The organism is Spirosoma panaciterrae DSM 21099 (assembly GCF_000374025.1).
Taxonomy (GTDB): domain Bacteria; phylum Bacteroidota; class Bacteroidia; order Cytophagales; family Spirosomataceae; genus Spirosoma; species Spirosoma panaciterrae.
Genome location: NZ_KB893172.1, coordinates 534,888 through 555,683 on the forward strand (window position 1 = coordinate 534,888; position 20,796 = coordinate 555,683).

Annotated in this window: 18 protein-coding genes; 9 read left to right on the forward strand and 9 right to left on the reverse strand. The window is 48.1% G+C overall.

The genetic code is table 11. The features are described 5' to 3' along the window. Positions 1 to 31 precede the first annotated feature (31 nt). A complete protein-coding gene (locus B153_RS0102155) occupies positions 32 to 1,009 on the forward strand; it encodes a radical SAM protein (protein ID WP_020595016.1) in 978 nt (325 codons plus the stop codon). Positions 1,010 to 1,048: 39 nt separating this feature from the next. On the opposite strand, the gene B153_RS0102160 is transcribed toward B153_RS0102155, so the two are convergent. Continuing rightward, positions 1,049 to 2,164, reverse strand: a complete 1,116-nt coding sequence (locus tag B153_RS0102160) for a T9SS type A sorting domain-containing protein (RefSeq protein ID WP_026261846.1) — start codon at positions 2,162 to 2,164, stop codon at positions 1,049 to 1,051. A 109-nt stretch (positions 2,165 to 2,273) separates the two neighbouring features. Between B153_RS0102160 and B153_RS0102165 the strand changes: the two genes are divergently transcribed. Then, positions 2,274 to 3,089, forward strand: coding sequence for an enoyl-CoA hydratase/isomerase family protein (locus B153_RS0102165; protein ID WP_020595018.1), 816 nt, complete (start codon positions 2,274 to 2,276; stop codon positions 3,087 to 3,089). 8 nt (positions 3,090 to 3,097) lie between these two features. Here the strand turns inward: B153_RS0102165 and B153_RS0102170 are convergent, their stop codons facing one another. The 5 genes from B153_RS0102170 to B153_RS0102190 all read right to left on the reverse strand — a co-directional run bounded on the left by B153_RS0102170 (position 3,098) and on the right by B153_RS0102190 (position 6,634). Continuing rightward, positions 3,098 to 3,565, reverse strand: coding sequence for a nuclear transport factor 2 family protein (locus B153_RS0102170; RefSeq protein ID WP_026261847.1), 468 nt, complete (start codon positions 3,563 to 3,565; stop codon positions 3,098 to 3,100). Beyond that, a complete protein-coding gene (locus tag B153_RS0102175) occupies positions 3,562 to 3,768 on the reverse strand; it encodes a PLDc N-terminal domain-containing protein (RefSeq protein ID WP_020595020.1) in 207 nt (68 codons plus the stop codon). Before B153_RS0102175 ends, B153_RS0102170 begins: the two co-directional genes overlap by 4 nt. 100 nt (positions 3,769 to 3,868) lie before the next feature. Then, positions 3,869 to 4,333, reverse strand: coding sequence for a hypothetical protein (locus B153_RS0102180; RefSeq protein ID WP_020595021.1), 465 nt, complete (start codon positions 4,331 to 4,333; stop codon positions 3,869 to 3,871). An 18-nt stretch (positions 4,334 to 4,351) separates the two neighbouring features. Beyond that, a complete protein-coding gene (locus tag B153_RS0102185) occupies positions 4,352 to 5,107 on the reverse strand; it encodes a hypothetical protein (protein ID WP_026261848.1) in 756 nt (251 codons plus the stop codon). 48 nt (positions 5,108 to 5,155) lie between these two features. Continuing rightward, complete coding sequence (locus B153_RS0102190) at positions 5,156 to 6,634, reverse strand: xylulokinase (RefSeq protein WP_020595023.1); 1,479 nt, start codon at positions 6,632 to 6,634, stop codon at positions 5,156 to 5,158. A gap of 224 nt (positions 6,635 to 6,858) precedes the next feature. Here B153_RS0102190 and B153_RS0102195 point away from each other — a divergent pair, with 224 nt between their 5' ends. Further along, positions 6,859 to 9,243: a family 78 glycoside hydrolase catalytic domain gene (locus tag B153_RS0102195; RefSeq protein WP_020595024.1), complete on the forward strand. Its 2,385-nt coding sequence runs from the start codon at positions 6,859 to 6,861 to the stop codon at positions 9,241 to 9,243. 113 nt (positions 9,244 to 9,356) lie between these two features. Continuing rightward, positions 9,357 to 9,716 (forward strand): hypothetical protein, encoded by a 360-nt coding sequence (locus B153_RS0102200; RefSeq protein WP_020595025.1) that lies wholly within the window; start codon positions 9,357 to 9,359, stop codon positions 9,714 to 9,716. 32 nt (positions 9,717 to 9,748) lie between these two features. Here the strand turns inward: B153_RS0102200 and B153_RS0102205 are convergent, their stop codons facing one another. The 3 genes from B153_RS0102205 to B153_RS0102215 form a co-directional block, all read right to left on the reverse strand. Beyond that, positions 9,749 to 10,480 carry a DUF1223 domain-containing protein gene (locus B153_RS0102205; protein WP_020595026.1) on the reverse strand — a complete coding sequence of 244 codons (732 nt, stop codon included), beginning with the start codon at positions 10,478 to 10,480 and terminating at the stop codon, positions 9,749 to 9,751. A 99-nt stretch (positions 10,481 to 10,579) separates the two neighbouring features. Further along, entirely contained in the window at positions 10,580 to 11,374 is a 795-nt protein-coding gene (locus B153_RS0102210) for a molybdopterin-dependent oxidoreductase (RefSeq protein ID WP_020595027.1), read from the reverse strand. Continuing rightward, on the reverse strand, positions 11,371 to 12,132 hold the full coding sequence (locus B153_RS0102215; RefSeq protein WP_020595028.1) for a cytochrome b/b6 domain-containing protein: 762 nt from the start codon (positions 12,130 to 12,132) through the stop codon (positions 11,371 to 11,373). The genes B153_RS0102210 and B153_RS0102215 overlap by 4 nt, the downstream gene beginning before the upstream one ends. Positions 12,133 to 12,406: 274 nt before the next feature. On the opposite strand from B153_RS0102215, the gene B153_RS0102220 reads away from it, so the two are divergent. The 5 genes from B153_RS0102220 to B153_RS0102240 all read left to right on the forward strand — a co-directional run bounded on the left by B153_RS0102220 (position 12,407) and on the right by B153_RS0102240 (position 20,384). Next, positions 12,407 to 13,102: an START domain-containing protein gene (locus B153_RS0102220; RefSeq protein WP_020595029.1), complete on the forward strand. Its 696-nt coding sequence runs from the start codon at positions 12,407 to 12,409 to the stop codon at positions 13,100 to 13,102. A gap of 111 nt (positions 13,103 to 13,213) precedes the next feature. Next, positions 13,214 to 14,050, forward strand: coding sequence for an MBL fold metallo-hydrolase (locus tag B153_RS0102225; RefSeq protein WP_020595030.1), 837 nt, complete (start codon positions 13,214 to 13,216; stop codon positions 14,048 to 14,050). A 79-nt stretch (positions 14,051 to 14,129) separates the two neighbouring features. Continuing rightward, positions 14,130 to 14,900 (forward strand): patatin-like phospholipase family protein, encoded by a 771-nt coding sequence (locus B153_RS0102230; RefSeq protein WP_020595031.1) that lies wholly within the window; start codon positions 14,130 to 14,132, stop codon positions 14,898 to 14,900. 512 nt (positions 14,901 to 15,412) lie between these two features. Next, positions 15,413 to 18,688, forward strand: coding sequence for a SusC/RagA family TonB-linked outer membrane protein (locus B153_RS0102235; RefSeq protein WP_020595032.1), 3,276 nt, complete (start codon positions 15,413 to 15,415; stop codon positions 18,686 to 18,688). A 19-nt stretch (positions 18,689 to 18,707) separates the two neighbouring features. Further along, entirely contained in the window at positions 18,708 to 20,384 is a 1,677-nt protein-coding gene (locus tag B153_RS0102240) for a RagB/SusD family nutrient uptake outer membrane protein (RefSeq protein ID WP_020595033.1), read from the forward strand. Positions 20,385 to 20,796: the final 412 nt, after the last annotated feature.

Sequence of the window (20,796 nt, forward strand, 5' to 3'; positions counted from 1 at the left end):
CCTATGCCCTTCTCCCCATACCCCATACCCCATGCGCCTTGTCTCCCATCCGGTTCTTTGCAACTACTACATCACGTATCGCTGCAATGCGACCTGTAGTTTCTGCGATATATGGGAGCGGCCTTCGCCTTATGTTACGCTCGAAAACGTCCGGCAAAATCTCCGGGACTTAAAACGGTTAGGCGTTCGGGTCATTGATTTTACAGGTGGAGAGCCTTTACTACATCGGCAACTACCCGAATTGCTTCAGGAAGCCAAGCGTCTTGGCTTTATTACGACCGTTACAACCAATGCATTGCTGTATCCTAAGCAGGCTGAGCAACTTCGTGGTTTGGTCGATATGCTGCACTTTTCACTTGATTCGCCCATTGCTGAAGAGCACGACCGCTCGCGGGGAGTAAAGTGTTTCGACAAGGTGATGGAATCTATCGCCATAGCCCGCAAACTGGGTGAGCGCCCCGATATTCTGTTTACGGTATTTGAGCATAACGTTCATCAGATCAGACAGCTACATGAAGAAATTTGCCAGCCCAATGATCTGGTACTTATTCTGAATCCGGTTTTTGAGTACAACACGGTCGAAACGGGGGAGCGCTTTTCCGAAGAGGCTCTTCGGAAAATGTCGTGGTGGGGCAAACAACCGAATGTATATCTGAACGAAGCCTTTATTCAACTTCGTCGGGATGGAGGTAATCAGATCGAAGACCCGGTTTGTCGTGCGGGTAGCACCACACTGGTCATTTCGCCCGAGAACAAACTGGTCCTGCCCTGTTACCATTTAGGGTTAAAAGAGTTTCCCATCGACAATAATCTGTACGGCCTGTATCGCTCCGACGAAGTACAGAAACTGGTTGCCCTCGAAGGGCGTTTGCCGGGTTGTGAAGGCTGCGCCATCAATTGCTATATGCAGCCTTCCTTTGCCGTGGAAGTAAATAAATATTTCTGGCGGGCCTTGCCGAGTACGTTGAAGTACAACTGGATGAAAGGAACCTGGAAGCAACTGTTCTAGGGTTTATTCAGCCTGCTACTACCGGAGGGCTGGTAATACTTACCGTTTCACAATCTTTCTGAGCAATGATCGGCCATTGACATCGGCCCGGAGCAGATAGATACCCGGAGTCAGACTGTCCAGGCCAATAACCTGTTCATGTTGCCGCGACGCCTTCGAAAAGAGCAGTTCATGGAGTTTCCGGCCATTGACATCGGTCAGTTGTAGGGAAGCCGTGGTCGGATTGCTTGTTTGAATAACCACCTGCATCCGGCCTTCTACCGGGTTTGGAAAGGTGATAAATAGGATATCCGGGTCGGAATACACGACCGTGTTGGTGACAATACTGCCGTTGCCCAAAATGGCGGGTTCGTAGGGGGGAATGGGAGTGGACGTGCCGGGCAGATCATCGACGGTTATGGTCAGCTCTTCCGTTGTCTGGCTGATGAGCAGACCGTTCCGGTATTCGTCAATCGTAATAACTACACTGTAAAGCCCTACCTGAGTTGGGGAATCCCAGGTTAGTTCGCCGGTCTGACTGTTGAGCTTGAAAATCCCCTGACGAGTTACATCGTTGGGAAACTGATAGGTTGGTACCAGACGTTTGTCGCAGGATTTTTCGTCGGTGCTGGTTAAGGATTTAGCTAAACCATACATCAGGCTGTCGCCTTCGGCATCCGTCGCTTTCAGATCCAGTAGTAACTTCTTGTTGACGCCTGCCCGAAAACCCGTTGGTGGATAACCCGGCGTTGGTGTCTGGTTGGCAACGTTCGTGCTGACGGTGGTACTCAGGGTAAAAAACTGGTAATCGGCTTTCGTGATGTTTTGCACAATCGACCGATTCGAAATGGTGGTCGTTAAGGTATAGGTATTAGGACCGGGATACGTATGATTAATTCGGTAGGTATTGATGCTCATGGAGTTGTTGGCTATGAACAGCCGACTTTGCCGAGTCACGGTGTTGCTGGTGCCATCCCCAAAACAGATGAGGTAACGATCAGCCTGATCGGCGGCCTGCCTTCCCTGAACCTCGTTCATGTATACAACGAGCGTTACCTCGTAAGTCAGCGATGAGCCCGAAACGGGTTTTGCCTGGATATAGCCACCAATTAAATGCGTAGCCCGAACGGCTGAAATGCCTGACAGCATCAGGCACAGGAATGTAATGGTTCTCATGGGAAAGTATAGGAAGAAAGCTTTATTATCCTGATAACTCAAAATGGCGATATAACCATATATGCGTTCGGGAAAGATTTTGTAAACGGTATTTCCGTACCTTTCTGCTATGTTGTACACTGCCGAACAAGCCGCTTCTTTACCCGCTGAGGGGTTGCGTTATCTGCTTACATCGCTCGATGACCATGTGCTGACCATTACGCTCAACCGACCGCAGAAAAAGAATGCCCTGCATCCGCCGATGCTGGCCGAACTGGCTTATACGCTGGCTTATGCCCATTATAACCCTGGTGTCTGGATGGTGGTACTAGCGGCCGAGGGGGATACGTTTTGTGCAGGTATGGACCTGAAAAGTCTTTCGCTGGGTGATGGGGAAGAAGCGATCGTACCGACTCCATCCGGTCCGGTCCGACTGGGCGAATTGATGGCTGGTTTGCATAAGCCATGTATTGCCCAGGTACAGGGATCGGTATATGCCGGTGGGTTTCTACTGGTAGGAGGAAGTACGTATGTAGTGGCATCGGAAACCGCAACCTTTAGTTTGCCCGAAGTTAAACGAGGGCTCTTCCCGTTTCAGGTGATGGCCCTTCTGCTTGAGATCATGCCTGCCCGAATGGCACTTGACCTGTGCCTGCGGGCACGAACACTCTCCGCAGATGAAGCAAAAGCGATTGGGCTGGTTACGAAGGTGGCACCCGCAGAAAAACTGAGTCAGGCGGTTACTGATCTGGCGGCTGAAATAAAGCAATACTCACCAACGGCCATGCAGTTTGGACTTCGGGCTTTTCAGCAGTTAAAAAGCCTGCCATCGAGCGAGCAGCAGGCTTTTTTATTCGATCAGTTCCAGCAACTTCAGCAGACCCCCGATGCAAAAGAAGGCATGACTGCCTTTCTGGAAAAAAGAGCACCCAGATGGGGTGTTTAATACTTCGTTTATGACTTAGGCAGATCCGGGCAGTTGTCTCGCCGACGCGTATCGATGATACTTTGAATCTTCCAGTTACCGTTAACTTTTACCAGCGTAAAGGCATTGACACCGCAGTGGCTTTTTTTGTCGTTCAGATAAAATACGTAGGGTGTCCAGGCGGTGGCGAGTTCAGCATCTATTTTTATCTCCATACCCGACAGGCGCTCATCCAGGGCGAAAGGAGGGTATTTGACTACTGAGGCTGCAAACTTACCGATATCTTCATTTCGTACTGAAACCTCTCCTTCTTTGTTTTTGGCGATACTCTGAAGCGACGCGCCGGGTAGAAAGGTATTCTTGATCTGCGTGGAATCGCCTTTGCGCATCCCGTCGAACATCAGCTTAATCGTCGTTTTAACGGCGGCTTCATCCTGCGACTGGGCAAAAGAAGACATGGCTAAACAAAGCCCAATAAGGCATAGAAGTGGTTTCATGAGATACGCTGGTTTCGTCCGATGAAGAAATAAAGCAAAGTGCCTATAATGTTAAAGAAAACGATAATAATAACCCAGATCAGCTTGTCATTGGTGCCTCGAAATTCGCTGCGAACTACATCGATCAGCGCCAGAACAGGAAGCCCCACTATAAAAAGCATGAACACCAACTCCTGACCACCAAGACCTAGAAATGCGTACATGGTTAAACACCTTTAAGTTACGGATAAACTATTGTTTTGTAAGGATGGTATGGTGAGGTCAAATGAAAGCATCTGACCTCACAAAGCGAAAAGGCACGCTTTAAACTTCGCCACGTACTTTAGCTTTTCCCTGCTCGGAAAGCGCTCCTTTTTCGTTTCGAGTCATTTTTTTGATGTACTCGGCCCGCCGGAATCGCAGGGCGCTCCAGTCGTTGTCAATGGCAATCATGCGGACGGGCTCAAAGCCTAATTGACCCAATGTCGCCCAGCCCGTGTCGCGGTTGAAATCACATTTGTACTTTTTCGACGACCCTTTTGGGTAAGCGAACCAAAGTAGACCATCTCCCTGAATTTTTTCGGCTAGTTGCTGGCTAATTGAATCGACTTCCTGCTGCGTTTTGACAAACGCAATCGCAAATGTACCTGCCTGAATCTGGTTGGGTTCGGTAACGATGGTCGTAGCCCCCCGCATCTCGTCCATAGTTGGCAAAAAATCATCGGGCGCGTTGATAACGGCTATTTCAGGCTGGGCTTTATAATTCAGTTTGGCAAAAACAGGGTTCATCGAAGGTAATAGATGGGTTTAGGGAGTAGGCAATTGAACATAAAAAGCGTCGGGCTGTTTGAAGATTGCCGGTATATAATAGCCTCTTCCATCATAGTTGCTGGTGCTTTGCTGGGTAAGGATCTGATCGCGAGGGAGTACTTTCACATCTGAGGCCCAAAACTTGGTATCGATGGTGAATTCGGTCTTGAAATCTTTATCAGTCGAAAGCGTCAGATAGTTGCGGAACGTTAACGGCGATTGGTCGGCCGAGTAGGCATACGTAACAATATCGACAGGTTTTTTGCGGTCAGTCCATTTCGCTTTTTCCTGTTCCGTAGTAGATGACCCCGTCAGACGGACGCTGCCTTGTGGGACAACGACAAACTGCTTCTTTTCGAGCCGGGTTTGTGGCGGAATAAAGGCAATCGGGTCCTGTTTAGTAATGGTGCCACCCAAATAAACAGCAGATGCATACCGATTATAGCGTGGTGCAGAGCCTGTTAAATTGACATCAGACACATCAGACCAGTAATCGACTTTGTCCTGCCCAATGATGAACGATGAGCGTTTCCAGTCGACATACAGGGGCTTGTTCAGTTTATTGAGTAAGCTTAGCTGCATCAAGCCCCGTTCGCTGGCAAAATTGTAGCGAAGCGTAAGCGTATCATTGTCGAGTACCAATCCCTCCTGTGCTGGAGTGACATTTGAGCCTCGTAATGTAACCACCTGAACGTTAGGCATGCAACTCACGATGGTTGCCCAAACGGATAGACCTAAAATTAGTTTTTTCATAGCGTTTTCTTTGATTTAATGTATAAAATTCGCTATTCAGATACCTTGCTATTGGCTTAAATTTGTCTGCCATCGTTCATATGCTTCCCGATAGGCTTCCTGTGCCCGCATGTCGGGTTCGATGGTTTTTGTAACGTGAAGACCCGAGAACGCTTCCTGCGCGTTCTTGTAATAGCCAAGGCCCAGCCCTGCCCCGCGCGCAGCACCCTGAGCGCCATCGGTGTTGTATAATTCAATGGTTGCGCCGGTTAGGTTCGCCAGCGTATCGCGGAACAGCGGACTCAGGAACATATTAGCTTCACCCGCCCGGATGGTTTGCAGACCAACCCCAACACTTTCCATGATCTGAATGCCGTAGTACAGCGCAAAGACAATCCCTTCCTGAGCGGCCCGGATCAGATGTGGTAAGCCGTGGCGAGTCAGTTGCAGCCCATGGAATGATGCACCCAGATCGGCGTTCTCCAACATCCGTTCGGCTCCGTTACCAAACGGAAGGCAGACCAGACCATCAGCCCCAATCGGAGCTTCGTGGGCCAGCACGTTCATATCCGCGTAACTGATCGAGCGGCCCAGCACCTGGTTTCGAAGCCAGCTATTCAGGATACCTGTGCCGTTCACGCACAACAATACCCCATAGCGTGGTGCTTCGGTCGTATGACTAACGTGCAGAAACGTATTGACCCGTGATTGCGGGTCGTACTTCGCCTGATCGCTCACCCCATACACCACACCCGATGTGCCGGCCGTAGCCGCAATCTGGCCGGGTTCCAGCACGTTTAGCGAGAGGGCATTGTTGGGTTGATCGCCTGCGCGGTAGGTAACCGGTGTACCAGCGGCAAGGCCAAGCTCGGCAGCTGCCGAAGCCGATAGCTCACCCTGTGGCGCAAAGGTTGGTTTGATGGTTGGAATCAGCGACGAACTAAACCCGAAATAATCGAGCAGGAACTGAGCGGGTTCATTGGCCTGAAAATCCCAGAAGGCCCCTTCCGAAAGGCCCGATGCCGTTGTTACGATGTCGCCCGTCATTCGGGCGGCCAGATAGTCGCCGGGTAGCATGAAATGGGCTACCTGCGCGTATACATTGGGCTCGTTGGCTTTGACCCAGGCCAGTTTGGCGGCTGTAAAATTGCCCGGTGAGTTGAGCAGATGGCGTAAAGTCCGTTCATGCCCCAGGGCATCAAAGGCCGCATTGCCGTAGGGAACGGCCCGGCTGTCGCACCAGATGATGGAAGGACGCAAAACGTTAAACTCTTTGTCGACAACAACTAGTCCGTGCATTTGGTACGAAATGCCAATGGCCTTTACGTCGCTGGGCTGAATGGCGGCCTGTTGCATAACGGCTTTGCTCGCCAAACAGGCATTTTGCCACCAGATATCGGGCTGCTGTTCGGCAAAGCCCGGCTGTGGGGCTTCAATCACCATTTCGGGCTGTGGAAAAAAGGCTGAGGCAATTGCTTTGCCGCTTTCGGCTTCAATCAAACAGGCTTTGACAGACGAACTGCCGAGGTCGAATCCAAGGAAATACATTCGGTTATTGCTTTAGGAGTTCCTGCACGAAAGTACAAAGGGAAGGGCATAGTTTACTGACTTGGGCAGTAGCCACAGAAAATTTGCTCTGTTTCTCGTGCTGTTCAGGATACTCGTCAACCTGGTGACGAAGGGCAAAAAGTGCTGACCTGAATGAGCGCATGACAGCAAAGCATAGAAAACGGTTTGGATGTCGTTATTTTGCGACTCTATAAGCCTTTTCTATGAACTACCGATTCGTATTGGTTCTGCTCTTTCTGGTTTCGGCTGTTGCGGTTGCCCAAACACCGCCGATGCCCTCTCCCTGGACCTCACAATACTGGCCAGCCCGATGGATTGTTCATCCAGCCACGTCGGCTCGCCAATATGGCATTTATCATTTTCGCAAAGCGATCGATCTGGCCCAAAAACCGGCCCGGTTCGTCGTGCACGTATCGGCCGATAACCGCTATCGTTTTTTCGTGAATGGAAAAGCTGTAGCCCTCGGTCCGGCTCGTAGCGATTTACTGAACTGGAACTACGAAACGCTGGATTTAGCTCCGTATTTGCAGGCAGGGCGAAACGTGCTTGCTGCGCAGGTCTGGTATATGGGCGAGGGAGCCCCCTTTGCCCAGATGAGTTACCAGCTTGGTTTTATTGTTCAGGGTGATACCGATGCCGAAAAAATGGCCAATACAGATGCCAGTTGGAAGGTGTTTCACAACCTGGCTTATACGCTCATCAAGAACGACATTCCGAAACTCCGTACATACATTGTCATGGGTGATGGCGACCGGGTCGATGCCGCGCAGTATCCGTGGGGTTGGGAGTTGACCGCATTCGACGATAAAGCCTGGGTGGCTGCCAGGCCGTTTGGTTTTCCGGCAAAACCGCGTGGCCTGGGTACGGATGGCAACTGGGGGCTGGTGCCTCGCACGATTCCGATGATGGAGGAGAAACCCATCAGGCTGGCTAGTGTTCGACGGGTCGAAAATGGTAAAATGGATAATGCTTTTTTGCAGGGTAACTCGCCTGTTACGGTTTCGAAGAATACAAAAGCCGTGTTTCTGCTCGATCAGGGCCATTTGACCAATGCCTATCCTGAATTGACGGTCAGCAAAGGAAAAGGGGCCGTGGTTACACTCTCGTATGCCGAAGCCTTGATTGATGCCAAGGGGCAGAAAGGAAACCGGAATGAAGTAGAAGGCCGTAGCTTACGCGGGTTTGACGATCAGTTGGTAGCCGATGGAAGCGATAAACGAACCTTTCGGCCCTTGTGGTTCCGAACCTACCGCTACCTGCAACTGACGGTCGAAACGAAAGATGAGCCGCTTGTTCTGGAAAGCCTAATCGGTCAATTTACAGGTTATCCGTTCGACGAAAAAGCACAGTTTACCGCCAGCGATACGACGTTGAAACCTCTCTGGAATGTAGGCTGGCGAACAGCCCGGCTGTGTGCAGGTGAAACCTACTTCGATTGCCCCTATTATGAGCAGTTGCAGTACACGGGGGATACACGCATCCAGTCCCTCATTTCGCTGTACGTATCGGGCGATGATCGGCTCATGCGTAAGGCGATCATGGATTACGATCATAGTCGGTTCAGCGATGGTCTGACGCAAAGCCGCTATCCATCGGCCGATTTGCAGGTAATCCCAACGTTTTCGCTGTTCTGGGTTTGCATGATTCATGATTACTGGATGCATCGGCAGGATGATGCATTCATAAAATCGTTGCTGCCGGGTGTGTTGAGCGTGCTGGACTGGCACGAACAACGGATTGCCAAAACAGGATTGAACGGGCCATTGGAATGGTGGAATTTCGTTGACTGGTCGAAGTGGAAAAATGCGAAGGATGAAATTGCGGGCGGGGTTCCGAATGGAGCGCGGAAAGGCGGATCGAGTATTCTGTCGCTGCAACAGGCCTACACCTACACCCGGGCGGGTGATTTGCTGGCGCATTACGGCCAGAACGAACGGGCCGAACACTACCGCGAACTGGCCCGACGACTTAATAAAGCGGTTTATGAGCAATGCTGGGATGCGAGTCGTAGTCTGTTTGCCGATACGCCGGACAAAAACTCGTTCAGCCAACATGCCAACATTCTGGCCGTACTGACCAATGCCGTTTCTGCCGAGCAGCAAAAGGTACTGTTGCAGAAAACCATGACAGATACCTCGCTGACGCAGGCTACGTTTTACTTCAAGTTTTATCTGTTCGAAGCCCTGAAAAAAACGGGCATGGGCGATCAGTTCATAGCACAGCTAAAACCCTGGCGTGACATGCTGGCGATGGGGCTGACCACCTTTGCCGAAAACCCCGAACCAACCCGCTCCGATTGTCATGCCTGGAGTGCCTCTCCTCTGTACGAGTTCCTGTCCATGACCTGCGGCATCCGACCAGGCGAACCTGGTTTCCGGGCCGTACGAATCGAACCGTTCCTTGGCGATCTGGCAACCGTGGACGGTAAAATGCCGCACCCATCGGGCGAAATTGCCGTTCAATTTCAGAAAACACCTACGGGTGGGTTGACGGGTAATGTAACCTTACCCGCCAACCTATCGGGCACGTTACGCTGGAAAGGGAAAACGATACCCCTTAAAGCGGGAAAACAAACGGTAAGTTTGTAAGGTGATTGATTCTCAAATCATTCATCCTGTAAAATAGCCGTTGATGTAGTTGATCGTTTTAAAGAAGAGTCGGTACTGTATATTGCATAGTTCCTTGTAAAACAATGATCGCTATGAACAATATACTGTATGGACTCTTTTTTATTGGTTCTTTATCCGCCTGTTCGGGAAATGGAGATATGTCTATTTCGGTAACTGACTCAGACGACGAATATGAGTTTGTTGCCAAATACGATAAGGCCAAAACCCAGCGTGTTCAGGATTTTATTAACGTCAAAATGGCACCTGCTAAATCCGTCAAAGGTGACCACATTGACATAACCACCAAACTAAACGACAATACAGAATTTGAACTGGAAGAGTATGAAGGTAAAGTGCGGATAAAACTGGATAAGGGCGCTAATTCAGAGGCTTCTTACCATCGGGTCAAAGCGATGTGCGAGGGGGTGAAGCAAATTATTCAGGACAAATAAATAGCTATTTCTGTTGGATCAGTCTGCGGGTACTACAGCCGTTTAGCACCTACGATCTGTTGCGTATCAGTTCGCTGGATGTATACCAGTACAGCCGCCTGATCGGTTGGTAAATCGCTGGGGATGGTAAGGGTTGTTGTGCCTGATTGAGCAGGATTGTCCAGCGTTTTGAACTGGCGAACCACATTGGTATTTACTAACGTCCGGCCGCCATTTTCGCCATTTTTTACCGCCGTCCGTGCTTCTTTCTGAACTAACGCAACATTGACCCGGTAAGGGCCTGTATTGGATAAGTTATAGCTGACCGTGACCTGACCGGCCTGTTTTTTCAGGCTGGCCTCTACATTCACAAACGAAGAAGCAGGCTGTTTCTGAATAGCCTGAATGGCCTGCTCAATACGACCCCGTTGCCCACCAATCACATCCTGACTCCCGTTGATAACCAACTGAGGGGTATAGGTTTGCGATTTCAGGAGTCGGTCATACTGGCGCTGGCGGTCGGTGTAGGCTTTCGCACTGAACTGATCGTTCCAGCCCAGTCGGTTCCAGTAATCGACATGAAACGACAGACCATAAACTGCCTGGCCCGACTGGGTAGCCTGTTGGGTTATCTCCTGCAGTAGTTTGTCGGCGGGTGGGCAGCTCGAACACCCCTGCGAAGTAAATAATTCCAGTACGACAATGGGCTGCGGAGCTGGTTTGGTGAGGGTATCTGTAGAAAAGCCCCCTACTAGGCTAATGAAAAAAATCAGTAGATGGATCATATAGAACACAGATTGTTATGATTTTTATGATGAATACCTATTAGGATGGCGTCAGAACGAAATCGTATACCGATCATACTAATCCGTGTTCCATTCCGTCTACAAGCCTACATAGTAATCGTAGCCGCGTTCGGCCCAGAAATCGCGGGGACGCTCATCCGCAAAGAACATTCGGCCAATACGTTTCAGGTTTTTAACCCCATATTTGACCGGAATAATCAGCCGGAGAGGAGCGCCATGTCCTGCCGAAATGGGTTCTCCATTAAGCTCATAAGCCAATAGAGTTTGCGGGTGCATGGCACTTTCGATGTCGATACCGACATAATACCCCTTGTCGGGTGTTTCCAGACCAATATACCTGAACAGATCGTCGGTATTGTCGGGGTCGGGGGCATTGCCGCTATGGGTGCCGAGTTTGTATTTTTCCAGAAAATCGGACAGCCGTACACCGCCCCAGTGCTGAATCTGACTCCAACCTTCCACACATTTGAATTCGTAGACCATCTCCTGTTTGGGAAGGGCTTTCACATCCTCGATGGTAAGCAGAAGCGGTGCCCGATTCGGGGTCTCGATTTGCAATTTCCAGTCGTCGGGAACAGGGGTTTTAATGCCGTCATATCCGTTTGTACGGGCTTTTTTAGCCGCTTCAGCAACCGAATAAGTCGGAACCAGATGGGTATTGCTAAAATACGTCCGGGCAATGGTTTCGTTGGCATTCAGTATATTCCGCAACGGTCGTTTTACGCCTTGTGCTCCCGGACTGTTTTTGATCCATTCATAAACACCCACAGGGACTGCCGACGCCAGCGCAAACCAGCCAAACGCCTTGAGCATCCGCCGACGTGCGGTCGATTCAGGAAGTGTATCTTCGGGAAGTTGTGGTTCTTGGCTCATGATAAAGCAGGAGTATGGGTTGGCTCAATCGGTTCCTGTGGCGTATCGGTGGGGGCATCGGGTTCGCTGCTGACAGGCTTATTCTGAACGGGTCGGTCAGGATCGTTGGGCTTTACAAGTTCAAAACCCGTCACCATCGACTGGAAGTTGTTCCAGCCCGCCCGGATTACCTGACCGATGTGAATAACGAAGAAAAAGACGTAACCCAGGGTCAGCAGGAAGTGTTCGAGTCGGGCCGCTTTATAACCACCTAATAGAGAGGTTAACCACGAAAACTGGGTGGGCTTATAGATCGCGTAGCCCGTCAGTACCGAACCAATGCCCATGAGCATGATCGCGAAATAAGCGATTTTCTGTGCGCCATTGTATTTGATAAACGGCGGCTGAGTTTTACGTAGTCCAATATCGTACAGCGTTACCTGAATGGCTTCGCGAAACGAGTTTTTGTTGGGGACCAGATGCCGCCATTCGCCCGAAATAAAGGTATACCCTACGTACAAAATGCCGTTCAGAATAAACAGCCACATAAATACAAAATGCCAGGCCATGCCTTCAGCCAATCGACGGGATACGCCCAGGAATTTGTAAAAGCCATCCGGAAAGAACGAAACAAGCGTATAGTCGCCAATCTGAATTTTGTAGGGATCATAAGCCCAATAGATGAGCAGACCACTCCAGATCATAACCGACAGCACCGGGAAGTTAATCCAGTGAAACCAGCGGATAGCCAGTGGGTGTTTGTGAACAATTCGTTGCATAAAGAAAAACGGTAGTATATGGGGTTAGACAGTTACTTGTAGCGGGTTATGACATATGCAGACGTGGAGAAATCGCTTACACGTGTAAAATATACGCCTAATATTGTTGAAAAGTTTTGATAACTAAACGGCAGCAGAGAGATTACTGCATGTTGAGTAAAATGCGTTTTTAACCTTGCCAGGAATATGATCATTATGGCCTCGAAACAACTAATTTTGGGAATTAGGTGCCATAATATATTCTTATTTTTCAGCCAAAACTCCAACGTAATCAATGACAATTATTCAGAATCTGAGTAGCCTATTGACTAAATCTAAGGTGCATGTAGTATGGAGCATAGTATTTTTTGTGCTAAGTATGAATGCCGTTGGACAAGGGCGAGATGATTGGCGTCTGGAGAAGGACAAAAATGGTATTCGAGTATATTCCCGCCATCTGGATGGGAGTCGGTTGAAAGAAATTCGGGTAGATTGTGAACTGACCGCATCGCTGTCGCAACTGGTTGCTTTTTTGTCAGATGTAGATCAGTATAGCCAGGTCGTGTACAAAAACAAATCGGCCAGGTTACTTCGACGAGTGAGCGAAACGGAATTTTATTATTATTCGGAGAGTGAAATGCCTTGGCCAGCGACCAATCGGGACTTAGTGATTCACCTTCGGTTTGCCTATGATCCGGCTTCCAAAATGTTGCAGATCCATACAAGTTCGGTGCCTGACATGGTGCCTCCCAAAGATGGGTTGGTACGGGTAGCATTTTGGCAGGCTGCCTGGAATGTACGTTCATTGGCCGATAATAAAATGCACATCAACTATACTTTTCAGGTTGATCCAGGTGGAACACTGCCGTCCTGGTTAATTAACGCGACAGCAGCTATCGGGCCTTATCAGTCGTTTTTGAATCTGCGGGAGAAAATCCAATTGCCACGCTATCAGAAACGCTCGTTTCATTTTCTGGCATCAACTGACTAGGACTCTTTACAAGCAATAATCTGGACACGCCCGTGCCTGTACCAACGGGTACTGTGGTCATTGAAAACGTCAAATGTGAACGGATTCCTCTTAATTTGCCAAAAACTTGCTATGGCTCTTCAAACGCTCGATACTGGACTTTTTAAACTGGATGGGGGCGCTATGTTTGGCGTTGTGCCCAAGCCCCTTTGGCAAAAGCTAAACCCCGCCGACGAACTCAATCGCTGCACCTGGGCCATGCGTTGTTTGCTGTACGAACAAGGTAAGCAACTTCTGCTGGTCGATACGGGTATTGGCAACAAACAGGATGCTAAGTTCTTCGGGCATTACGATTTACATGGCGATGCCACCCTGCTTGGATCAATTGCCAAAGCGGGCTATTCGCCAGCCGACATCACCGACGTACTGCTTACGCATCTGCACTTCGACCACGTAGGGGGCGCTGTTAAGCGGGATGGTGAGCACCTGAACCCTGTATTCGAAAAGGCAACCTACTGGGTACATCCGTCGCACTGGAACTGGGCTGTACACCCCAACCCCCGCGAAAAAGCGTCGTTTCTATCGGAAAATATTATGCCTTTGCAAGAGAGTGGTCAATTGACTTTTCTGACAGAGCAGCGATTTCCGTATACGGATATACAATTACTGTATGTGGATGGGCATACTGAAAAAATGACCCTGCCTGTTTTCCAAATCAACGGACGAACGGTGGCCTATATGGCTGACCTGATCCCTTCGTCGGGTCATATCCCCTTGCCTTATGTAATGAGTTATGATGTTCGACCCTTACTGACGATGGAAGAAAAGACGCAGATACTGAAAAAAGCAGCAGCCGAAAACTGGATTCTGGTGTTTGAACACGATCCGGTTACCGAAGCCGCTACGGTCGAATTAACCGAAAAAGGAGTTCGGATTAAGGACAAAGGCCGTTTATCGGAGTTATTGTAAGGCGGCCTTCCAGTCGGCATGGTTATAAAGTGTACATGACTATGAAGACCAGAGTTTCGTTTTGCAAAACGACAATAACATGAAAATTGGGTTAGTCTTATCAGGAGGGGGAGCACGGGGAATTGCTCACCTGGGTGTCATGAAGGCGCTTCGTGAAATGGATATTCCCTTCCATCACATTGCCGGTACCAGTGCTGGGGCTATCACAGGGGCTTTGTTCTCACAAGGATTTTCGCCCGATGAGAGCCTCAAAATAATTGAGTCGTCGTCATTTGTGCGGCATCTACGCCCGGCCTGGAACCGTATGGGCCTACTTCGGCTCGATACGGTAGCCGACTTATATAAAAAATACATTCCTCACGATTCATTTGAGGGTTTACAGATTCCTTTGCATGTATTAGCCGTTGACCTGAACGAAGGTGAGCAGGTTGTGTTCGAACAGGGCGAACTGATTCGGCCGGTTCTGGCCTCCTGCTGTTTGCCGGGAATTTTCGAACCGATGCTGATCAACAAACGCCAGTATGTCGATGGGGGGGTTCTGAACAACCTGCCAGTCGATGTCATTGAATCGAAAGTGGATTTTTTGATCGGCTCCCACTGCAATGTATTAGGGCCTCGCAAACCGATTCGCTCCATGCGGGGAGTGATTGAACGGAGTCTGGTACTGGCCGTTCAGAGTAAAACAAAAGACCGCTTTGCCCGCTGCAATGTTCTGATAGAGCCTCCTCAACTGGCTCAGTACAGCACTACTGACCTGAGTAAGTCGCGGGAACTGTTTCGTATAGGGTATCAGTACACAAAGTCGATGGCGGCTGAAATCGAACGGTGTCTTAACCGAATCGCCGATTAAGAACCGCTTCCATACGTACTTAATAGGAAGCCTGTATAAAGACACAGGAAGAATATTGACGGCTGGCTTTTTCTCATTTTTAGGAAAAAAGAAACCTGCTTCATTCATATGAATGGATTGGTGTATATTTTTTTGTTACCAAATTTTAATTAGTGAATATTTGTAAAGTTGAATTTAGATTAAAAAGGGATTAAAATTGGCTGTGAATAAGTAATCTAGCCGCGTGATTCGTATATAAAAACTACTTAAAATAGAATTATTTCACGATAGCAAATACTCCGTAAAATTGCTTAGTCCATAAATTATTCCGGCAAATAGTCAGAATTGAAAAAGTTCTATTTGCTAGTTTGCCATCTTTCTGGCTTATATCAAAATATTATTCGGTATTAAATAAAATTAATACAACAACCATTGGTTAATATGTAAATAGGTAGACAATTTGGAAGGGTTTTCTCTAATTTATAGATTTGTTAAGCGGAGTATTATTTCTTAACTTAACACTAATTGACAGAATGGTAAAACGTTTAGCTGTAAGCATATTTCTACTGTGCTTACTTTGCTCCACCGTATGGGCACAGGATCGACGAGTAATTGGTAAGGTGACATCGGCCGAAGATGGGTCACCTTTACCGGGAGTATCTATTCTTGTAAAAGGCACTTCAAAAGGAACGACAACGGATGGCGGAGGGGTGTTTGACCTCATGGTGCCCTCAGTGAAAGGAGCTACTCTGATATTTAGCTTCGTCGGTACAACAACACAGGAAATTCTGGTTGGTAATCAATCGGAGATTAATGTAAGCTTAGTATCGGACTCAAAGCTGCTTACCGAAGTGGTTGTAACGGGTAGTGGTATTGAAACCAGCAAGGCTAAATTGGGTATTGCGGTCGAAAGCGTTTCAGGAAAGAATTTGCCTCAAACTCCGACGGCTTCAATCGATCAGGCCCTGATTGGTAAAATTCCGGGCGCACAGATTTCGTCCGTGAGTGGTAACCCCGGCGACCCGGTCAATATTTTGCTGCGAGGCATCAACTCAGTTCAGGGTGGTACCAAGCCCCTGATCATGGTGGATGGGGTGCAGGTAGCCGCTACGGATATCAACTCCCTTGATTTGAGCAATGTAGATCGAATTGAGGTGGCACAGGGGGCCGCTTCCGCTTCGATTTATGGTGCTCAGGGAGCCAATGGAGTTATCCAGATTTTTACCAAAAAAGGAAAGAAAGGACGGGTGTCGATTAATGCCTCAACCAGCTATTCGACAAACGAGTTCTTGAATACGGGTAACGTGCATAAAGCTGAATTGCATCCGTATTTAACAGACGCCAGTAATAACCTGGTGGATTCGAAGGGGAATATCCTGCAATACACGGATTACGGATCGATCCGAGGGATATCCTATCAGTATGGTGGAGCTACCCGCTATGCGATTCAGGATATTCGAAACGTGGCCGATAAGCCCTACAATGCCAACCTGAAATACTACGACCATTTCAAGCAAATATTCCAGACGGGTACGACGACCAACAATGCCATCAACATTTCGGGGGCTTCTGAAAAGAGCGATTTCAACATATCGGTGGCCAACAACCACAACGTTACCCCAATTCTGAAAAATGGGTATATTGACCGTAGCAACCTGTCGGCCAATGTCGGTACCGAGTTATTTAAAGGGTTTACTATCCGCTCAACAACCCAACTTGTGTACACCAAAAATACCCTGAAGCCGGGCCTCGGAGCTGCTGGTGGACGCTATTATGGACTGGGCAACTCCCTGGGAAATATTGGTCGGGTATATGGCTTCCTGAATACATCGCCTTTCTTTGATTTAACAGCCCGAATGGCCGATGGAAATTATCCGTATAAGCAACTGGCCGATTTTGTCAGTATCAATGCCAATGACCCATTCTATAACCTGCAATACACGGATGGGCTGGATAATAAAGTAGATGTAATTCAGAACTTTAACGCCAATTACAAGGTGAATAAGTTTCTGGAACTGGATGCCAAATACGGGATCAACTATCGTAACGAGAATGCGCGCTGGACCTATTATAACCAGTCGCAAAATGCTAGTGCGGTATTCTTCGGAGGGAGTAACTTCGCCAGTAATTTTGCTCCTGACAACACGGGGGAAATTGATAACTACCAGTATACCACTACGTTTCAGAACTTTCTGGCAACGGCTTACTTCAGAACAGACTTCCAGAACGATTTTCACCTCAAACTACCTATTCAGACCAGCACACAGGTTTCGTTCGATTATCGGAAAAACAAGTATACTGAGTTCGATACGTATGGGGTAGGGCTTGGATTGGCTCCACCTTACAATATTAAATCTACGAACTCGCAGGCTGTTGATTTCGACTACGTTCGTCCGTTTGTGACCTACGGGTACCTGGTAAATCAGAAAATTGATTTTGGTGATTATGGTGGCGTAACCGCCGGTTTCCGAAGCGACTGGTCGTCGGCTTTTGGAGGTGGTTCCACTCCCTTTACGTTCCCGCACTTCGATGGGCATATAGCTCCACTATCCTTCTTTAAAAATAGCGCATTATCGAGTGCATTGCCCTATTTCAAATTGCGGGCGGCCTATGGCGAAGCCGGGATTCAGCCGGGTGCTTTTGATCGGTATCCGGTGCTCGACCAGCAAAATATCGGTACGGGATCGGGGCTTGCCTACTCCATCCAAACCACCAGCAACAACCCTAACCTACAGGTAGAAGTATCGAAAGAATTCGAAGTAGGAACGGACTTTACCATCGGGGGCAATGCGAATCGGGCCTGGTTAAATTCAATTTCAGGTTCGTTTACCTACTGGAAACGGAAGAGTGAAAATGTAATCTATACCGTTAGCGTACCACCATCGCTGGGTTCGACGGGTCAGCTGACCAATGCCATCGATATGTCGTCGAACGGGGTGCAATTCTCGTTGACCTTTCCTATTTATAACTCGAGAGGCTTGAAATGGGACCTGACCACCAACTTCGGGCATCAGTTATCCAAAATCGATGCGATTTCAGGCGGAGCCGATATTATTCTGACCACATCGGCGGGTAGTACAGCCCTGGTACTAACGCCCGGCCAGCCAATTGGTCAGGTATATGGCTACAAAGCGTTAACGAGTCTCGATTACCTGCGTCAGGATGGGAAAACCCGGTATATCCAGCCTGGTGATGAAACACAGTATACCATTGTGGATGGGCGGGTTGTAAACAAGTCAACGTACCAGATGCAGTTTACGGATGAAACCTACCCGCTCATGAACCCGAACCCGAAGTTCAATATGTCGTTCATCAACGGGGTAAGCTTCAAGGACTTCCTGACTCTGAACTTCCAGTTCGACTGGGTTAATGGCAGCAAACTGTATAACCAAACCAAAGAATGGATGTACCGGGATGGGATCAGCGGTGATTTCGCCAAACCCGTAACTATTGATGGTAAAACAGGCGCATATACGGCCTACTGGTCGAGTGCCTATTATAACCTGTGGGGAAGTCTGCGTGGTGCGGGTAACAACGCTACCAAAGATTTCTTCGTAGAAGATGCTTCGTTCGTGCGTCTGCGGAATATTTCGCTGGCTTTCGATCTGGCTAAGGTGGTTAAATTACCAGCCCTCAATAAGTGCCAGATTGTGTTTACGGGTCGTAATATTCTGACCTTCACGAAGTACTCGGGCTATGACCCTGAGATTAGCTCAGGTACGCCTAACTCTTCGTTCGACAGAGGTGTGGATCATAGCACGCTGCCGAACACGAAGTCGTATCAGGTTGGGTTGAACATTGGGTTCTAATTTTACTATTCTTTCGGACATGAAACTGATTACTAAACATAAATTTCTTCTTTGTTTCGCAGCCGTAGTATTGGGTACCACGGCCTGTAAAGATCAACTGGATGTGGGCAACCCAAATGCGCCTACCGTATCTGCCAATGTCAGTAACGAATCGGGCATTATTTCGTTGGCCCAGGGCGCTGTCTATATCAATGGGTTTGCCAATGGAGATGGCTGGCTAGGTGATAGTTACTTCTCGCTTCCCTGGGGGTATCTGGAACTAATGGCCGATATGGTGGGCGCCGATGCCTCGAACAACCAGATTACCACCATTGCCCAACCCGATTATATTATTCTGGACGACGGAACCAAACAGACCAATACGGCTCCACAGGTTGGTATTATCCGTTCGTACAATACGCGTGCGGCAACCGGAAATGGAAACAACGCCATATATTATCAATGGCTGAATATGTATGCCTTAAACAATGCCTGTAATGAGGTATTAGGGCTGGTTGACGGTATCAAATTCTCAGGCGATGCCGCATCTCGGGCAAATACCATTAAGGCGTGGGCTTATTGGTGGAAAGGATATGCCTATGCGTCTATTGGCTCCATGTATTATGCTGGACTGATTCTGGATAAGGCCGGATCGACCAATGGTAACTATGTTCTACATGATGCCATTATTAATCAGTCGAATACATTCTTTAATCAGGCCGCTGCTACCTTGGGAAATATTACTAGCGCAAGTGATTATCAGACCGTGTTGAAACAGTTGATTCCGGCTATTAATCAGGTTGGGCATGGTGGCGTTCCTACAGTTGATATGTGGAAGCGGAACATCAATACCATGCTGGCGCGGAATATTCTGATCAACAAGCTGGCCCCGTTTGTCAATGGCAATCCATCGGCTACCATCAGTAAGTCGAACATGACTGCTATGACAACCGCTGATTGGAACAGTGTACTTACCCTGGTCACAAATGGTATCAAAAAAGACGATATCGTTTTTACAGGACGTAGTTCAGACAAAAATACGTTTATCACGGCTACGGGTGGTACAGTCGCTGCCTTGACAACGGGTGTGAACAACAGCACTACGTTTAAGATCAGCGAGCGGTTTATCCAGAATTTTAACGCGGGTGATAAGCGGTTTACCAATAACTTTAGTACGGTCAACACGTATAAAAATAACTACATTTACACGACCCGCTACAACATGATTGACGGAGGCAATGGCACTGCTGGTGTTTACGTATATGGAACTACAGCGGTTGGTGCTTACGAACTCTACATTGCGGGTAGCTACGAGGAGAATGCGCTGATGCTGGCCGAAGCTAATATGCGATTAGGCAATATCGAAGCTGGATTAGGCTATGTCGACGCGGTAAGAGCCTATCAGGGGGCTGGTGTAGCTCCGGTGGCAGGTACAGGATTAACCCTGTCAAAAGCACTTACCGAACTGACTAAAGAGCGTAGAACGGCCCTGTTCAGCCGAGGATTGGCGTATTACGATAGTCGTCGTTGGGGCTGGACCTATGATATTTCAGCTGGCGGTGGAAGCTACGGAAATACGATCGTAACAACAGCAGGGGTCGTTAACAAGAATGTGACGATCAACTATAACTTCATGGATTACTGGGATGTACCGGCTGATGAGTCCGTGTTAAATCCGTCGACATCAGGGGTTGCTACCAAAAACCCGAATTATTAGTCGTTGTTCGATTTCCTTGAATAAGCAAAAAGCACCGCCTGAGCGGTGCTTTTTGCTTATATGGATTTCCTACGTGTGAGTTGAGCATATTTACTTACGCGATAAGTATGAAGATAAAAACAGTTCGGGATTTCAAAATTGAGCCTATTTCTATAGTGTATGAAAAATACATGTATAGTGACATGGCTAATAATCACTTGACGTCCAGCCCTATTTTTGACCGTTTATGGAAAAAAAACTAGGTAGATGCAACATACTATACCAATAAAACGTCTTTAAATCTTGTGTTTTTATATTTGTACTATTTTTATATAAACAAAAGTGTCAATTGGTTAAGGTATTAAATATATTATTTTATAAAATTAGATTATAGACTATTTTTTGGTTTTATATACTGGTATTATTCGATATT

Coding starts and splice junctions, on each gene's coding strand:
- B153_RS0102165 (WP_020595018.1), top strand. CDS start 2,274: ATGTTGTACACTGCCGAACAAGCCGCTTCTTTACCCGCTGAGGGGTTG.
- B153_RS0102215 (WP_020595028.1), bottom strand. CDS start 12,132: ATGCAACGAATTGTTCACAAACACCCACTGGCTATCCGCTGGTTTCAC.
- B153_RS0102155 (WP_020595016.1), top strand. CDS start 32: ATGCGCCTTGTCTCCCATCCGGTTCTTTGCAACTACTACATCACGTAT.
- B153_RS0102240 (WP_020595033.1), top strand. CDS start 18,708: ATGAAACTGATTACTAAACATAAATTTCTTCTTTGTTTCGCAGCCGTA.
- B153_RS0102195 (WP_020595024.1), top strand. CDS start 6,859: ATGAACTACCGATTCGTATTGGTTCTGCTCTTTCTGGTTTCGGCTGTT.
- B153_RS0102205 (WP_020595026.1), bottom strand. CDS start 10,480: ATGATCCATCTACTGATTTTTTTCATTAGCCTAGTAGGGGGCTTTTCT.
- B153_RS0102160 (WP_026261846.1), bottom strand. CDS start 2,164: ATGAGAACCATTACATTCCTGTGCCTGATGCTGTCAGGCATTTCAGCC.
- B153_RS0102220 (WP_020595029.1), top strand. CDS start 12,407: ATGACAATTATTCAGAATCTGAGTAGCCTATTGACTAAATCTAAGGTG.
- B153_RS0102190 (WP_020595023.1), bottom strand. CDS start 6,634: ATGTATTTCCTTGGATTCGACCTCGGCAGTTCGTCTGTCAAAGCCTGT.
- B153_RS0102210 (WP_020595027.1), bottom strand. CDS start 11,374: ATGAGCCAAGAACCACAACTTCCCGAAGATACACTTCCTGAATCGACC.
- B153_RS0102230 (WP_020595031.1), top strand. CDS start 14,130: ATGAAAATTGGGTTAGTCTTATCAGGAGGGGGAGCACGGGGAATTGCT.
- B153_RS0102235 (WP_020595032.1), top strand. CDS start 15,413: ATGGTAAAACGTTTAGCTGTAAGCATATTTCTACTGTGCTTACTTTGC.
- B153_RS0102180 (WP_020595021.1), bottom strand. CDS start 4,333: ATGAACCCTGTTTTTGCCAAACTGAATTATAAAGCCCAGCCTGAAATA.
- B153_RS0102175 (WP_020595020.1), bottom strand. CDS start 3,768: ATGTACGCATTTCTAGGTCTTGGTGGTCAGGAGTTGGTGTTCATGCTT.
- B153_RS0102225 (WP_020595030.1), top strand. CDS start 13,214: ATGGCTCTTCAAACGCTCGATACTGGACTTTTTAAACTGGATGGGGGC.
- B153_RS0102200 (WP_020595025.1), top strand. CDS start 9,357: ATGAACAATATACTGTATGGACTCTTTTTTATTGGTTCTTTATCCGCC.
- B153_RS0102170 (WP_026261847.1), bottom strand. CDS start 3,565: ATGAAACCACTTCTATGCCTTATTGGGCTTTGTTTAGCCATGTCTTCT.
- B153_RS0102185 (WP_026261848.1), bottom strand. CDS start 5,107: ATGAAAAAACTAATTTTAGGTCTATCCGTTTGGGCAACCATCGTGAGT.